Below are 15,742 nucleotides of genomic sequence, written 5' to 3' on the forward strand. Positions count from 1 at the left end.
GGTTTTTCAACTATTTATAGATCATCTCATAACGATTGTATAATAAGCTAATTCTTAACATGTATACCAAACCTTCGTCATGCCCAATTAAAAAGAACAGTAATAAAAATCCCTCGTCCTTAAGTTCCATTTCCAACAGATCATACAACACCTTTTTCTGGAGGTAGTTGAGCTCATACATGTATATCAAAGTTAATATAGAAAGTAATATTTAATTAGTTTTGGATTGTCTTATCATCTGTCGGAATTTTGTTCTTATTATGAATTATATATCTAACCGTGTTTAACCCATATTCCCAACCGTCATATGTTAAAAATGCTAATTCGTCAAAACGTTTGTTTTCCTTTTTTATTAATTCTTCTGCTATTCTCAATGCAGTCTCAAAATTTAATAGGTACTTTTGACCTTCTAATTGATCAGCAATCGAGCCGTTTCTTCTCGCTGTAACTTCAATTCTTCACTCTGCATCTCGATATCTGCACGTTGCAGTGCAAGTTCTTGTCTTTGGACTGATATTATATAAATAAGCCCAGCGAATGAAAGACCAGAAAACGGTGCGTTGACAGCTCCAAACATATCGCCAAATGCCCCAGCTTCTAAGGGTGCTTGTCATACCATTGCGGAATGAAGTACCACGAAGCCACCATATGGAAATGATCAGTACCACGATCAATAATAAATATCTTCACACCCCTAACCTAATCTGAAAGAACATCTTCCAGTATCAGACAATAAATGACGATGGTCAATAAGTAATAAGAAAGAGAGCAACAAAAAAACGCCCGCTAAGGCGTTAACTATTATTTCGAACTCTTATATTCAATGTAACTGATAATCAGCAACATTACTGATCCTGGGAAGAATGTAAAAAAGAATATTTCCTTCGGTGCAATTCCTATTGGATAAAAAACTCCAAATGACATCCAAACAAATGCTACTATTTTTAATGTGGTCTTTTTAGACAATTACAACGACTCCAGTAACTCAAAGTGAACACTCAAATAAAAGTATACCAAAAGTATCATATTTGTGTTGAGTAGGTTTTAACGTTTGGGTGACCATCATATTCATACTTAAGCTCACTCAGAAGCTGTTCTACGCTCTTCAATGGACCGCCCCTCGCAAACCCCGGATGTTCTCGTATAAACAGGTCAGAATCGCTCATATTCTGTCATATGAGAGCACACGAAAAAAGTACACGGTCATGCTTAGCGTAGATGTATAGTTATCCTTATAAGCGATCACATGCTTAAGCTGAATATATAATCTGCGTAAGCAGTCATATACTTCTCTATATCTCTCGGTGATCTATCTGTATACTAAGATGGAGTTTTATTAGTTCCATCTGACTCTGTTGAGACATAGGTGCTAAACACTCTGTGCCAAAATATTCGTCCATTTTTGAATGAATGCATTAGTAGATTCCCACGCCTTTATCAAACTACTGTGACCAAATAACCTAAAGCTACACTGTACTTAGAATCGCTTTCATGTCTATCCAAGGCACTGTATGCATCACATGCATCTGAATATGAAAGAAACATCTGCTCCTTTTTCCATATAAGCACTCTCCTTCAATATCAAAATTCGACATTCACAAAAGTTTTCCCTCCTGACACAACAATCAGGAGGTTTAGGACAGAACTGCTTCACTCCATCCTATATACCTCATACACAACCTTTGCATTTATTAGGGTGTTTGTTGGGTAGTGTACGTTTCCATTTTCGTCTTCTGGTGCTGATCTTTTCAATTCCTCCTATAAAAAAAAGCCGGTCCAATGAAGGAACGACTTTAATGTGATATGTATATTGTTCGCGTAAATCCTCAAAACATAGACGGAAATAATTCACTCTCATTCCTAGCTAATTCTCTTATGCACTCGTTTTTACATTTCCCGCTTTCTTTGAAGCCGACAACTTTTCTTTCATTGCGAGCAACATCTCCACAAGTTCATCCCGAGCAATCAGCCTAACCCCGTTTGATTTAGCAAGCTGATATGCCTGTTCAGTATAGTTGCTATTTGTAACAACCCATGCTCCATTTGCTCTGTAGTGTGCCTTAGCTCCCTGAACCTCTTGGACAGCTTTTAAGCCAACATTTTTTTTATAACGTTTAGCTTGTACAACGATTCGTTTTCCATCTTTGGAGATAACCAGATCGGCGCCATAATCACCTGCAGCTTTTGTCACTTCTGCCCTATACCCTTGTGAACGAAACAGATGTCCAAGATAGTGTTCAAACTGTACCCCATCCATTTTATCGATCTCGGCAATCCCTGACCTCTTCAGTCGTTCAGCACGCTTTTGTTGAATGATAACCATTAAAACAATAATCCCAACAACTCCAAAAAATCCAACGACAAGTGACGCTTGCCAAGATTTTGTTAAAGAATATGTCCCTACAATACTTCCCAGCATTGCCATGCCGGCTAATCCTTGGAACAGTTCTTCTTCCTGTTTCGCCTTACTTTTCCTTCTTGCCATAACTTTTCCCCCAAGCATGTGAATTGTACTAAAACATATTTCGACACTTGGGACTAATTTCCTGCAATGATAGAAAAGGTGAGAAGAAGAACGCCTGGTAATATGCTGTATGTGCAACTGTGTGTATCCTTCACGCCTTTTTTATGCTCCTAATGTATCACGGAAAAATGGTCATGAGGGGTTCAACATGGTCTCAAGATGAGGTCAAGTGTGGTTCAAAATTTTATAGCGGATCTAATATTTAAAAAATTCAAACGAGCCCTAAATTCTTTAAGGCTCGTTTGAATTTTAAGTTTATTCAAAAGTTACACTCTCACTTTTATTATTCCAATCAATTTTAAATATGATTGGATCTTTGGTTTTCTCAGAATCGGTCACCAATCCAGAAATCTTAAATGGTGTTTCCTGTGTCGCATAAGCCTTACCTTCTTGGTCGATATTCGTACCAGTTACACCATATACCAGATCATTAATTTGCGTCTCATCCCCAATATATGTGATGCCAAATGACCCTGTTGATCTCTGGAATGCGACATCCCAATGCTCACTTTTAACATGCTTAATATCACCATTTCCACATGCTCCTAATACAATCAAAAGAAAAGTTAAACAAATAACTAATGATAATTTTCTTCTCACATTACATCCCTCCTATCTAATAATAACCTAAAATGTGTATTTTGATTCAATATATGATACCTCGGTTAATTAAGAATCGGAACAACAAATCCAAAATTTAGGAGGAACAAGATGAAAAACAGAAAGAAGATATTTAGTTCGTTATTAGCAACAATGATGTTATTTTGCTCCGTATCTGCTGCAGCCGCTTCACCAAACGAAGAAGTATTTCCAAATGATTCAACCGTTCCAGAAGGCTTCAAAGTAATTAAGGAATATGATACCACTGACGAAAGTAATAAAGTTGATATGCAAGTAGAAGGACGTAGCTTCAACCCTGAAAATGAAATTAATACTAATAATTTTAGTACATCCCAATCTATCAACTCTACAGAAGAAGTAGATTATGATATTCTAACAAACGAAACATATATCTACAGAGATTTACAAAATATCGAAACAGGTGAAGTATTAACTCAATTTAAGACCGATATGGTAGTAGAAGCCGACCCCTTTCATTGGACAGGCGGGAACAAAAATAGCGACAATACAGTCAAATTAACAATTACATTGTACTACCATTCACAGACTAAAAATCGTTTCATATACAACGGTTTGGATAAAGCATACTATCGGTATGATAAAGGTACCAATTGGAACATAAATAATGCTATACCCTCAGGTACGAATTCATGCCAGTTAACCCAAATTGGTCCTGGAATCGACACAAAAGCAAAGAAACAAATCTCTAATTGTTCTCAAAATGGTGGTGCTATAGATTTTGGAAAAACTTTCTTAGCAACTGCTCCTTCAAGTTGGATCGATGTTCAAGATGGAGGATTGGCATCGGAAGTCGGCATAAAAGTTCAAGCGGGTTTTCTAAATCAGTCAAATAATAATAAAGTCTTCAACTATGGGTGGGATTTAAAAATTAGAGGTCAAAGTCCTATTTGACATTCTTATATGGGAAGTTAAGGTCCAATTGGATCTTAACTTCCCATATTTTTTAGTTAGAATTTTGCATTATCTTGTTCAAAGAATTAACTTTAATGAGTTGGCCATACTCTCTATACCCTCATCGATTTTTATACGCTTAATTGTACTGTCACTAAAGCTTCTCCAAAAGAATAGTAACGTTTCTTTACGCAAGTAACCTTGAAGTATTCAAATACTTGCCGGGCTGCCGGGTCCTAATGAGCCTTTGTACCCGTTCAAGCTGCGCGTATAGAAGTCATATCTGTTGTACACCCAGCGCTGTTTCTCTATAGGAATCGTAGCGTTTGTCGTCTTGTTTACATCCAGATCTGTTTGACCGATGGTATGAGTAATTTACAATCACCCTCTTATTTAAGTTACTTGTTATCATTTTATTGATAGGCCGCCGTATTATTGTAAGATTATAGACTGAGGTGCCCTCGCAAATATTCACCAAAGGTGAGAACAAACGCGTCAGCTATATTCGATGACTTGAGCCCTCGTTTTTTCATGTCCTTCTTACTTACAGTAGTATCTTGCCCTTACTGGTCATCGACCATTTTCTTACGGTCAATTGGGAAGTAAGTACGTCATCATCGGATAATTGTAAGACTGCAGAATCGTTGTTCATATAATTGCTCATGTTTCGTTCCAGTTGTCCCTTTGTATCAGCTCACATTTCAGCGCCTAGGTTTTCATAATGTTCATCCAAAGGTGTTGATCCATTATTGATAGAAATAACTTTATAACCTATGGCTCTAGGAGTTGGATACCATTGTATCGAGGCGCGGGAAAAATAAAGGATGCGTAGCTACGATAATTAAACGAAAACACGCTCGTATACTGCTATTCTCATGCCGGATCGTACAGCATTGTCTATGAAGATTGTGCTCGGTTTGGTGATTTCACAATACCATACAGTTGCCTTCCTTACAGCCACTGTTGACCGCGGGAAGGAGTTCGCTTGCTATGCATCTGTCGCACTTGGTTTTGACAATCTGCCATAGCAAAAAAAACGATCGGGTACCGAAAATACCTTGATCGTTTAATTTTTTCTATGCTTCAAACCTAACTTTGCAACCACGTGACATTCTTCGACATGCTGCGGGTTATTGTTTTCATCAGTTTAAGAGCAAATTTGGAATACCACCAACGATTCCGTACTAATCACTCTCAATGAATATCAATTCCTACTTTTTCAAAAATGGACTGGACTTCTCTCCCTTTCCTTCTTTCACGCGGAATGTTGAAGCCACTGATGGAAGAAAGATACCAATTCATAAAATGATAAGTGCTCAATCATAGGAATCGCAAATTGTAAAAATGCTGGTGTAAAGAAATTGTTCTTTATACCTTCTAAAGTAGTAAACTATTAAGTTGTTATGGAGGTATTTCTTACTAGCCTCATTTGCATTTCACATATGAACTATCCTATTTCTATATGAAAGTGGTCATGATGTTTGGGTTCCAGTTTAATTTTATCCGATGCGATATCGTATTTTTTATGAAATAATACTTTTTTTACTTGAGCGTTATCAGTGCATATCTCGAGAAACTTTTTTTCTTCCTCTGCCGTCATCCCCGAATTCCTTATATCCATTATTGTCCCCGTTTGATGACTTTCATGTTCAGGAGTGTCTTCTCCGTCTATTAAAGAACAATCATTTATTTCAAGAATTTTGGATGAAGAAGTTGCTTTGCGGAAAGAATCAGCTAACTGACTGACCGTATTAAGTGCTTCTTTTGTTAACCACGAATGATCCAGCAAAAAATCTTTATCTTTAGCCATTCCATCCTTTGTATCATTAAAATTAATAAAGGCACCCCCGGCCGGCGAGTCTAAACGAACGAACCCCTTTGGTGAAACACCTATTTTAGCGGCCATTCGATTTCTAGAGCTTTGACCGTAAATCCCATCCGCATTGAGATCCTCTAGCTTTTGAAATTGAATTAAATTCTGTTCGGTGTGTTCATCGAAGATCTCTGATAACACATCAAGGATTTCTTGAATGTTGGTCCAGTCCTCACTTGAATGAGCTCTGTACTCCTTCAGGTTATTTTTTAATATAGCTACTTCCGCATGGTTATCGTCTCTTCGTAGAATTGATTTGTAGTCGGTTTTCCATACTTTATTTAAAGCTGCAGTACCAATTGCAGCTATATTTGCATGCCCCTTGGACATTCTCTCATCCTCCTTTTGCATTTATCTATCCAATAAATTTCCCCATAATTCTCATAAAAATTCATATTTGAGAATTGGCATAAATAAATCCATTTGTGGAACGATACCATTCGAATTAAGTTAAGGAGATGATAATGATGCCTGAACAGACTCGAAATGAATCCGGTTTTCAAGATCCTCCCATCTTCTTTACCAAAGAAGATGCTGATGATCTACCAAACAGTTCAACACTTCCTGAACTTGTAAGCAGATTTCTGAGCAATGTTAATTTATCTAGTCAAGCCGCTGGAGAGATTCCTGAAATTGATGTGCAAAATATTCGCCTGTTAGGATCACACAACTTGGCTTTTGAAGAACATTCCGATCTCCAAATATCAGCAGAATCGCTTTCTGTTTTAACTTTGGGCAAACAGGATCATGACATTGCGTTGAACCTTTCCTTGAATACAAAGACCTCCTCCGATACCCTGAACAAAATATGGGAAGGACTTCTTGAAGGTAATGTTCATTTTGGCACGGCCCAGTTGGAGATAAAATATGATTTGGCTAACCCTCAACGATTGTCGGGCAAATGGAAAGAGAAACAAGGTGAACAATTGACGTTTCAAAATATTGCGGATGCCCTCGGTATACCGCACAACATTCCTGTTGAAGCTATGGGTTTAGACCTGCGTTTTAAATCAGTAGCGTTTGAACTGCAATTAGATCAAGGTCATTTTTTATTATCTGCTCGTTCGACTAGCCTAGGTGATGCTTTTTTTGCAGCCTCCAATGCGAATGAAACTTGGAACTTTGTATTTGGCATCCTGATTCCCCCCGGTAAAATGGGTAATTCACTTAACAAAATGACTGGAAATCTTCTTTCTGAGATTGGAATCGGCGAGGCCTGCTGTATCTATTCCACACTGGAAGAGGATATTTTTATGATTCCCGAATTACCGAATTTGCCGGATGATACTAAACCGTCTTTCGGGTTCTTGGGATCAACCACCATGAAAATCGATCGAGGGATTGTTTTTTGTGCTGATTTGTTGCTGTCTCAAACGAATAATCCTTTGCTTAAAATGATTCATTCAATAACGAAAGAAGATCATTTGCTACTCCAGACTCCGCTTAGCCCCCCATTAACTGGACAGCGCTTTACTGCTCGTTTTCTTGAACCCATGACTATTGAGGCTGGTGGAGCCTCCATTGTTTTGAAGCAACCGGAGATTTTATTAAATCTAAATCCCATGCAAGTTCAGTTGGAAGGCTTGATCAATGTGCCACTTGGTGCTGAGTCATTGTCTTGTACTGCTACAATTGAAATTGGAGAAACCCATGCTCAGTGTTCCGTTACAGTAAACAATGTGGATGAAAATGGGCAAACAAAATTATTTCCCTCCCCCCTTGGATTATCAGGAATTCAGCTGGATGAGGTTGCCGTCAACATGGGTTGGACATTCACTCCTCCTTCACTTTTGCTTGGTTTAGATGGAACCTTTCATGTACTAGATCAGCCTCCTGACATCAATCAGTTTGGAATAACTGTAGCTTTTCAGGGTTCGCTGATCACCCCCAAGCTTTTTTATGGATACTTAGAGCAGCTGGACCTGGAACTTTTCTATAAAGCTGTGACAGGCAAACAACTTAATGCTCCTTCTTTTCTGAACAAACTCGCAGCAAAACAGGTTTTTATGTACTGGTCAGACATTTCCAAGGAGTTACCAGACGGTACTCTAATTAATATAGGAACGGGATTTAATGGGTTTATTGATTTATTCGGGTTCAAAACGCATGCATCCTTGATGATTTCTAACGGAGGAATTCAAGGAAGTGCCCAGGCAGCTCCTTTTCGGTTGGGTAATTTGCTTACCATAGGTGGTAATGGTGAAGGAATTCGCTTAAAAGAGTATTTAGTGAACGGAGACTGGATTACTCTCAAGAAAGAACCAGAAGAGCAGTATGAATCTCGATTAATTACGTATATCCCTCCTGGTGGTGCTGTACTTCAATTTAGTACGGCGACTTCCCCTTATTTATATGCAAGTGCAAAGGTTTCTTTTTTTCATTTGATGGATCAGGAAATCGAGATTGAAATTAGTGATCAAGGCTTCCGTTTCGAATTGGAAACCGATATTGGCGGATTAGTAAATACCAAATGGAGTTGTCAGCTTAACGATCAGGCTTTCAGTGCAGAAGCCAAGTTTAAGCTTGATTTGGATGTTAAGGTTGGTCCAATAAAAATGCAAGGAATAGATCTTGGAAGTTTCGGATTGGACATTGAGTTTAATACGAGTGCTACAATCAGCGGCAGCCCCACGGAATGGACACTTAGCTTACAAGGGGAATTCATGTTTGAAGGAGCAAGTATTGCCATACCTAGCTTTTCGTTAAAAGCGGACACCCGTGCACTCACCGATTTACCCGGCTATATAGCGGACAAGATAGCAGAAGCTGCAAAAGACTTATTCTCCTTTCCCTCTGCTAATGAAGTCCTTGAAAAAGCTAAAGAGGCTGCGCAACAAGCCATCAATAAAGCTGGCGAGAACGCGAAGGCTCTTATAGATAAGGCATCTACTGAGGCTACCAAAATTATTGATGATGCGGAACAGATCGGCCAAGCCATTGGTGCAGGAGTGGATAGTGCCATAGCCAAAGCCGCTGAGATTCGTCAGGAAGCCGGTCAAATTATAGCAGATGGCCTTAATGAGGTTGAAAATATTGCGCAAGACGCCAGGAATAAAGCGGAAGAACTCCGAAAACAAGTTGATGCATTCCCAGGAAAGGCTCAAGAGGAAATTGAGAAATTAGCTAGACATGCGCAAGAGGAGGCCGATCGATTAATCCGCGACGGAGAAGAAGCAGTTAAACATGCTGAAGAGCAGGCGAACCAACTTTTGGTCGATGCTAATGCAGAGTTTAACCGACTTAAAGACGAGGTGCTACAAAAGGTTGATGAGATCTTAAATGATGCTAAGGAATATGCACAAAAACTGGAAAGTAAAGCAGCGGAAGTCTGGAAAGATATAGATTCTTGGGCAAAAGACGTAGCTGAAAAAGCAAAAAAATTCAGCCCAGGAAGTGAAATCAAAAAAACATTTAAACGAAAAGGTTGGTAAATCACAAAACCTAGGAGGGGTTTCATGGCAACACTGGATAAGCTGTCTTCAGCAGCAATTTTAAACAAGGTAAGCGCAGAAGCGGCGCGTCAAATTGAAGCGGCAGCAAAAAAATCAGAGAAACTGATTAATGAGGCAGATACAATCTCGAAAGCAGCCATTTTAAAGGCTAAGGAACAGGCAACAAGATTATTAAACAGGAGTCTCGATACTGTATTTCTGGCAGATAACCGCGGTATACGGATTTGTGATGCACTGGGAAAAGAGCTTAATCAATTTGATACTCCTACCTCTGCTTATGCCATGACGGTAGATCCGCTGAACAATAAGTTATATTTTATCATCGAGACAACTTCGCAACCTATTATGAACGGAGAAACACCTTCCAATAAACTAGTGGAAGTTACACTCATTGTGACTTCATTACATGGTAACAATACTGAGGAAATAAAAAAAATGCAGTATAACGTACCAATTGATGTAATGATAACAGGGGCATTAGATATTAGTCCGGATGACGGAAAGATCATTTGGATTTCACCTACCGGAAGTATTCAATCCATGAATACTCGAGGAGATGAACTTCAAGAACTTGCAAAAGCAAAATTTGATCCTCTAACCGAGGCTGTTCATGCGACTATCTCTGGTACAGGGGACTTATTTTGGACTGCATTAGAAAGAGAGACATCCTCCGAGAAAGTTTATGGAATCTGGAAATTAGAAAAAGGCAGTAAAGAAATTAAGAAGTTAATTAGTTTTCCCCTTCCCATTGCTGCAAAGGAAAGTGTTATTTCATCGAAAGTGCAAATTGACTTAGCCGCCGGAAAATTGTATTGGAACAGTTACAAAAAAATTGAATCCATGAATCTGGATGGTACGAGTCCCCAGGTGGTTTATGAATCTTTATCTAACATAACCGGATTGGAATTAGATTCCCATTTAAACCGGTTATATTGGCTTGAACAAAATCATCTTCTGTACAGGTCTACTCTGGACGGGAAAAGTATCGAACAGGCTATTTCATTTGAAGATAGTGAACTCGCTGTAAAAAGTATATACATCCGTACCAAAGCGGATGAGGCAGCAGGGATCCTTCAGGCAGCCCAGCTTGAACGCCAATTGGCTTCCCAAAAAGTAGCCACCGATATTAGCTTGGCTAACAAAGAGGCATATGCCTACTTGTTACCTGCACAAAAAGACTTCCAGGCAGCAGAGGCTGCATTTAAGGAGCAGATAGCTCCTGCTTTAATAGAAGCTGAGGAAAAAATAAGTACGGCTAGAACCCAGTATTCGGATAAAAAGACCCAAGCCGATACAATATTAGGAAATGCAACAAACGAAAAGAATACAATTTTGAATCAAGCCAATGAAAACTATACAAGCGAAGTGAAAAAGGCGAAAGCAGAGGCAAATAATATAGTGCGGAAAGCTCAGGACAAGTTAGATGATGCCAATGCGCACAAAAACCATTAACGATGAGGAAACTACAAATAAAGTGAGTGAGAAAAACAGTTCATCGCATTTAGATCCACGTTTGCAAAAATCGCTTGCTCGTTCACAAGTGTCAGGGACCGAAACTTTTGAAATAGCAGAAGTGACAGACAAACTGATCTTGTGATAGCTAAGGTTAAAGACGTTCAGATGTTTCTGGATCTTCCGGGCGTACATGACGGAAAGAGAATAACCGCTGCCCCAGATAAAAAAGGGGATATTGTCACTGCAAAAGTATCGTTATTAGAGTTGGAACAGATTCAGAAGTCACCGGTAATCGTCACCTTGAGCAGTACACAACCGCTTAAATTGATGCTGCGTGATACTCTTCAGGAAATAGGTATCCCTCCCATCCATTCACCTGAAACAAACGAAGGAAATGGAGTTATCATTGGTATTATTGATCAAGAATGTGATTTTGTTCATTCCAACTTTAGAAATAGCGATGGTACAACAAGATTGCTTTCCTTAATGACTCAAAAAGTAAATTTTAACGATGAGCACACGGTAGAAGTAGTATATACAGCTAAACAGATTAATGCTGCCCTTCAGAATCCTGATCCGTGTCGCTCACTTGGATATGATCCAGGGTATGGTTCGCACGTCACGCACGTTATGGATATTGCTGCGGGAAATGGACTTGCAGACATGAGCCCGGGAGTTTCTCCAAAGGCGGATCTCATATTTGTAGAGCCTGATTATCGTGATATCAAAAACGAAGAGATGGGTTATTTAGGAGACTCTTTGAAGCTTCTGAATGCTGTGAAGTATATCTTTGATATGGCGAGAAATTCCCCGTGTGTAGTAAATATTAGCCTTGGAACTAATGGTGGTCCCTATGACGGGACTTCCTTATTCGAACAAGGGATTGATGGACTTGTAAATCTAATCGTGTGGTGGTTTTGGCCGCAGGTAATGAATTTGAAAATAATGTTCATGCGTCCGGTACTGTTAAAGAAGGTGGTTTTACAGATCTGCAATGGGCAATCCTTGAAGGCGATACAACCGCTAATGAACTGGAGCTTTGGTATTCTGGAAAAGAAGAGTTTCGCGTTGAATTGTTGAATGGAGATAACCAAAGCCTCTTTAACATATGCTTAGGACAAAAAGCGGATCTCCCTGGCTTCTTTGCAACCCATATTGAGGGAAATAACGGTGACCATCAGGCGATGATTTTTGGTGCACCAAGTTCATTTGGAAACTGGACCGTACGAATTCATGGATTGAAAGTAGTGGATGGGACGTTTCATGCTTGGATTGAAAGGGATGATAATAATAGAGCAAAACAGCAGTTGTTTAATCAGTCCCATTTCCAAACCTCTGTTGATAATTGCTATACATTAAATTCTATTTGCTGCGGGCAAAAAAGTATTGCTGTAGGATCTTACAGCGCCAAAAACAATTCGCTTGCTATTTCCAACTTCTCAGCAGCAGGTCCAACTCGTGATGGGCGTCATAAGCCCGAAATCAGTGCACCTGGCCAATCCGTCGCAGCTGCCCATTCCCGTATGAAATCCGAAGCTAAGGTTTCTTCAGGTACAAGCATGGCGGCTCCTGTAATTACTGGAGTTATTGCCCTAATGTTGGCTGAAGCAGCTAAGCGCGGGATTAAGCTTTCAATTGATGAAATAAGAAAGCTGTTATTCAGCACCATAAGAACAAATCCTCCTAGTTCTGCAGGATGGGATATACAATATGGTAATGGAAGAGTGGTTGCATTAGCAGCGATAAATGCCGTTAAAGCATTGAAAATAGATGAGCCCCTCCCTATTCAGTAATAAAATGTACACTGTATCCTCAACTGACAATTAACATTATGCAAAGTAAACCTCTATAGGATAGTAAAAGGTCTACTTTGCATGATGGGTATAGTAAATGTGGTACCCTCGCTTATTTTGAATCTTTCGGACGTTTTTGACGAGTTCCATTTCAATGACTTCAATTAACTATGTTATTTTGGAACAAACAACATTACTCTCGCTCGAATCATGTTTTAACAAGCGACTACTAGTATGTAAGTGGATCACGTACAGACACGGACACTCATCACGGAATTACATCATCTGGAGACAAGTCCGTGCTCGCTCCCAAAAAGCTCTCCATAACTATTCGTTTTGGAGGGCACTCAGGAGTTCACTGATTGTCTTGTTCATAACTTCCTTGCTGCCGACCTGCTTCATTTCAATTAACAACAGTCTAATACCATAAAAAAACCATACGTATTACAGTTTTAATTCTTTTGCAGCTTCAAGTAACCACCATGCAATTGCACTTTTAACAAATTCGCTTTCTCGGCTTAATCCTTCACTGTAAATGAAGTCGTTTACCTTTTCACGGACTTGATACTGTACACGCTCAAAAGCTACTTTATCACTATTGATACCGAGTAGTTTTGCTGTTTTATCCAACTTATTTCGATCAGCTATAGTGGTAAACAGCTGCGGAAAAATCATAATCTCTAAACGGTGTACGTAGAGAAGAGGTCTACCATTTTCAAATGAGATTCTGTTTAGCTGATCAATCAACTTAACATCTGCAATTTTGCTTATAAGACGATAGTCAAGCGGCTCTTGCAACCGTAATAAAAGCAAGCTTTGAATCTTATTCTGCACATCATGATCTTTAAGGAATAGATTATTGAATTCAAAACGTGTACTCTTAGCATTACCCTCTTTTGAAACGTCATTGGCTTCCGAGGCTGTCCAATACTTTTCGAATTTCGAAACTGACTCATTATTATTCCAATTTAAAATTTCTTGATGTAACTCTTCTAATAATTGTAATGCAGATTGCTCAATATGTTGGTTTTCAGGGTAAGATAATTCGTTTTTCAGTTTTTCATAAGCTTTATGTAAAAGCATTTTATTATCTTTCTGCATACTATCCCTCCATATCAAAGTGATCATAGCTAACTGGTTGGAAAATGGATCAAGCCCACATCTTTCAAAAGTACTGTATATCCCAGGATAGAACTTTACAAGGTCAGTCTCTTCTCCGTAAGATCTCTTGCATCAGAAATCGTTGAGGATGTAAACAGAGTGTCCAACATACACCATACTCTTGCACCTCTGAAAATGTTACCCGACTTAACTTCTTCCCTTGGTGAAAATGGGACTCCCAGTTTGTAGACGATATAAGGTTCAGTAATCTCATCTTTTGATTGTTCACCAAATACAGTCTTCATATTGGTGACGATCTCATAACCTTCTACATGATGTATAGACTGTAACTTCCCGTCATAACGAAAAGCAATGTAATTCGGAGGCTCTTTTGGCCAACTTTTCCCTCCATATGGATGAAAATATCGCTTCTTAGACGTTACAATTTCTCTCCAGGTGATACTCCAACCCTCAGGACTTCCTGCACCGATTGAAACTACGTATACCAAATTGGAGTCGCGTTTTTGCATGGTCATCAAACTCCCCAAGTATTGATTAAGTTCTCTAAGTAATCTTTTCTCTGCATGGGTACCCGTTTTTTGAGCAGTTTCAGATAGTTCGTGAATGTTCTTCCATGACAGAGCATCTAATGATATTTTATCTATTACACTAGGAAGTTGTGATTCAAGATACGTTTTACTGCATTCGCTCAATACAACTATCTTTTTTAGCATACATGGGCTATTTTTGAAGGATTCCCGATTCACATACTTCTGTAACTGAGCTATGTCTGGTAAGTTCCACCCACGCTTAGCTTCAATTATAAGATGAAAATGTCCTTGTAGCTTAATCTCAATATCGGTGTATCCCTGGTTTTTCTCATATCCTTGCATAGTAATTTCCACTTCTGTGAGGTCACCTGACCAGTTAATAATCTTCTGTAGCAATAGTCTCAAAAAAGAGGGGCATTGTGCTAATCCCCAAGCAACACTGTATGTGATATCGTTCTCGTGATGCCCGAGCAACTGGAAAACACTTTTTATCTCCCGATTTCTAAGTAGAAGTTTCGTCAAAGTAGTCTCCTTTCTAAATAATTATAGATTCATACCTGTGATAGGGAACAACGAAACAATTAAACTTATCTATGTTTTTACTGATTGTCCTCAGTTTATCAAGATTGGTGTCAGAACATTATAAACAAAAATGATTTACTCTACATCCATAACCATCTTCATAGTACATCAGTCATCCACTCATATAGTTCAAGTTGATAACCACTATCCTCTCCACCCCAATTTCTTGGATGCCAAGGCTGGTTGCTAGAAGTAAACCTCATTGCAAAAATAGTTTTTTCATGTTTATTAACGATCTTAAGAACCCAGCGATTGTATCTTCGTAATGACCTTGTAGTTTTGATTTATTAGCACCCCAAGCTATTATGACATGTTTAATGCTAGGATTCCTCTCTAGTAGTTCATCAATTGTTTGCTTGTTTTTATCCATGAGCTTTTCATAATCGGATGTCCCAATGTGTTGATTCAACTGCCGGGGGTCTTTAGCGTAAAAGGGAAATAAGTTTGCAACAAAAACCCCTGAGTATTTTCCGTGACAAAAGCCCAATACATTATTGATTGTCATGTCAGAATTTAATTCATTAGCCTTACTAGGATTCCTCATTATAATAAGGACTTGGCTATTGCTATCTTGTATTCTAAAAGGCACATACATGGAGAATCTCTGTTCGTTATCACCGTCAATTAATATATTGTCCTTATCAACATAGTCTTTTTGACACTCCCACCCCTAAAGCGGCAAGATCACTAAAGTGATTGGGATTCTTAGCTAAGCTTAACGTCCTCATTTCATTTCTGCTTTGGACAGATACTAAGATTAGGGTATGCCATTACCCCTCCTAAGACAGTGCATATAGCACCTTAGGCTGATTGACTGTTACCGCCAATCACAGTTGCGTAGCGAATATTCATCGCCCCAACGATATCACGATGTTTCT

At 38.9% G+C, this 15,742-nt stretch carries 12 protein-coding genes and 1 pseudogene; 7 read left to right on the forward strand and 6 right to left on the reverse strand.

The features are described from left to right. Nucleotides 1-1,873: 1,873 nt before the first annotated feature. On the reverse strand, nt 1,874-2,485 hold the full coding sequence (locus PAEAM_RS14295; RefSeq protein ID WP_100528016.1) for a restriction endonuclease: 612 nt from the start codon (nt 2,483-2,485) through the stop codon (nt 1,874-1,876). A gap of 294 nt (nt 2,486-2,779) precedes the next feature. Further along, nucleotides 2,780-3,124: a hypothetical protein gene (locus tag PAEAM_RS14300; protein WP_100528017.1), complete on the reverse strand. Its 345-nt coding sequence runs from the start codon at nt 3,122-3,124 to the stop codon at nt 2,780-2,782. Between the two features lie 111 nt (nt 3,125-3,235). Here PAEAM_RS14300 and PAEAM_RS14305 point away from each other — a divergent pair, with 111 nt between their 5' ends. After that, the gene (locus PAEAM_RS14305; protein ID WP_100528018.1) at nt 3,236-4,057 is read left to right on the forward strand and encodes a hypothetical protein; all 822 of its coding nucleotides are present in this window, start codon (nt 3,236-3,238) and stop codon (nt 4,055-4,057) included. Nucleotides 4,058-4,840: 783 nt separating this feature from the next. After that, nucleotides 4,841-5,058 (forward strand): annotated as a pseudogene (locus PAEAM_RS32725) (IS30 family transposase); the annotation flags it as partial. Between the two features lie 446 nt (nt 5,059-5,504). On the opposite strand, the gene PAEAM_RS14320 reads toward PAEAM_RS32725, so the two are convergent. Beyond that, a complete protein-coding gene (locus PAEAM_RS14320; protein ID WP_165789929.1) occupies nt 5,505-6,260 on the reverse strand; it encodes a peptidoglycan-binding domain-containing protein in 756 nt (251 codons plus the stop codon). Nucleotides 6,261-6,394: 134 nt separating this feature from the next. On the opposite strand from PAEAM_RS14320, the gene PAEAM_RS14325 reads away from it, so the two are divergent. The 5 genes from PAEAM_RS14325 to PAEAM_RS14340 are packed head-to-tail and all read left to right on the forward strand — an operon-like array spanning nt 6,395 to nt 12,630. Continuing rightward, nucleotides 6,395-9,361, forward strand: a complete 2,967-nt coding sequence (locus PAEAM_RS14325) for a hypothetical protein (RefSeq protein WP_133120444.1) — start codon at nt 6,395-6,397, stop codon at nt 9,359-9,361. 24 nt (nt 9,362-9,385) lie between these two features. Then, nucleotides 9,386-10,834 (forward strand): hypothetical protein, encoded by a 1,449-nt coding sequence (locus PAEAM_RS14330; RefSeq protein ID WP_100528021.1) that lies wholly within the window; start codon nt 9,386-9,388, stop codon nt 10,832-10,834. Beyond that, nucleotides 10,806-10,979, forward strand: coding sequence for a hypothetical protein (locus PAEAM_RS31810; RefSeq protein ID WP_165789930.1), 174 nt, complete (start codon nt 10,806-10,808; stop codon nt 10,977-10,979). The genes PAEAM_RS14330 and PAEAM_RS31810 overlap by 29 nt, the downstream gene beginning before the upstream one ends. Next, nucleotides 10,976-11,917 carry a S8 family serine peptidase gene (locus tag PAEAM_RS14335; RefSeq protein WP_165789931.1) on the forward strand — a complete coding sequence of 314 codons (942 nt, stop codon included), beginning with the start codon at nt 10,976-10,978 and terminating at the stop codon, nt 11,915-11,917. Before PAEAM_RS31810 ends, PAEAM_RS14335 begins: the two co-directional genes overlap by 4 nt. Beyond that, on the forward strand, nt 11,911-12,630 hold the full coding sequence (locus PAEAM_RS14340; protein ID WP_100528023.1) for a S8 family serine peptidase: 720 nt from the start codon (nt 11,911-11,913) through the stop codon (nt 12,628-12,630). The genes PAEAM_RS14335 and PAEAM_RS14340 overlap by 7 nt, the downstream gene beginning before the upstream one ends. A 444-nt stretch (nt 12,631-13,074) precedes the next feature. Here the strand turns inward: PAEAM_RS14340 and PAEAM_RS14345 are convergent, their stop codons facing one another. The 3 genes from PAEAM_RS14345 to PAEAM_RS14355 form a co-directional block, all read right to left on the reverse strand. Then, on the reverse strand, nt 13,075-13,731 hold the full coding sequence (locus PAEAM_RS14345; protein ID WP_100528024.1) for a hypothetical protein: 657 nt from the start codon (nt 13,729-13,731) through the stop codon (nt 13,075-13,077). Between the two features lie 95 nt (nt 13,732-13,826). Further along, the gene (locus PAEAM_RS14350) at nt 13,827-14,804 is read right to left on the reverse strand and encodes a hypothetical protein (protein WP_100528025.1); all 978 of its coding nucleotides are present in this window, start codon (nt 14,802-14,804) and stop codon (nt 13,827-13,829) included. Nucleotides 14,805-15,063: 259 nt separating this feature from the next. Continuing rightward, entirely contained in the window at nt 15,064-15,459 is a 396-nt protein-coding gene (locus PAEAM_RS14355) for a DUF1643 domain-containing protein (RefSeq protein ID WP_100528026.1), read from the reverse strand. Nucleotides 15,460-15,742: the final 283 nt, after the last annotated feature.

The sequence above is a fragment of the Paenibacillus sp. GM1FR genome (assembly GCF_002803315.1).
Lineage (GTDB): Bacteria > Bacillota > Bacilli > Paenibacillales > Paenibacillaceae > Paenibacillus > Paenibacillus amylolyticus.